Origin of the sequence: Pseudomonas edaphica, from assembly GCF_005863185.1 — a bacterium.
Taxonomy (GTDB): domain Bacteria; phylum Pseudomonadota; class Gammaproteobacteria; order Pseudomonadales; family Pseudomonadaceae; genus Aquipseudomonas; species Aquipseudomonas edaphica.
Genome location: NZ_VBVZ01001095.1, coordinates 1 through 723, shown reverse-complemented (window position 1 = coordinate 723; position 723 = coordinate 1). Strand labels below are relative to the sequence as shown.

Here is a 723-nt window from a genome sequence, read left to right as displayed (position 1 = left end):
GGTGTCTGCATCGCAGGCAAGCCAGCTCCCACACAAGCCCGGCTCCCACAGAAAAGCAGCTATTCCAGTATGATCAACCGGTTAGGCAGCTCATTACGCGTCTGCGTCACCGGCACATGCACCTTCAGCAACTCGCCACATGCCTCAATACAGGCAATAAACCCCGCCAGCGTCTGCCCCTGCTTCACCTGCTGGGTGAATGCCTTGACGATCTCATCCCAACTGCTGTCATCCAGGTGCCTGGAAATACCATCGTCCACCAGGATCTCCACATACCGCTCCGCCTCGCTGACAAAAATCAGCACGCCGGTGCTGCCCAGCGTGTGGTGCAGGTTTTGCTCCAGGAACTGTCGACGGGCCAGGTTCGATGCACGCCAGTGGCGTACCGAACGCGGAATCAGGCGGGTGGTGACCTTGGGCAGGCGAAACACCAGGCACAACACAATGAAGGTCGCCCATTGCGCCAACAGCAAGGTGTACATGGTCAGGTAGCCCGACAGGTAGTGCACGATGCCAGGCACCACCAAGGCGACCAGGCTGGCCCACAGCAGCGGGATATAGGCGTAATCATCCGCGCGCGCGGCCAGCACGGTGACCAGCTCGGCGTCGGTGGTTTTTTCGACGCGTGCGATCGCTTCGGCGACTTGGCGCTGCTCGTGTTCAGTCAGTAATGCCATGGTTGTAGATGCTCTGTTCTAGTTATTGTGCCGAAAAGCCAGTGGC

At 59.2% G+C, this 723-nt stretch carries 1 protein-coding gene; it reads right to left on the bottom strand.

All coding sequences use genetic code 11. The features are described 5' to 3' along the window. Window positions 1-59: 59 nt before the first annotated feature. Complete coding sequence (locus FEM54_RS33450; protein ID WP_138454387.1) at window positions 60-677, bottom strand: TPM domain-containing protein; 618 nt, start codon at window positions 675-677, stop codon at window positions 60-62. Window positions 678-723 lie beyond the last annotated feature (46 nt).

Excerpts from the sequence above, each read along its gene's own strand:
- FEM54_RS33450 (WP_138454387.1), bottom strand. The coding sequence starts at position 677 with ATGGCATTACTGACTGAACACGAGCAGCGCCAAGTCGCCGAAGCGATC.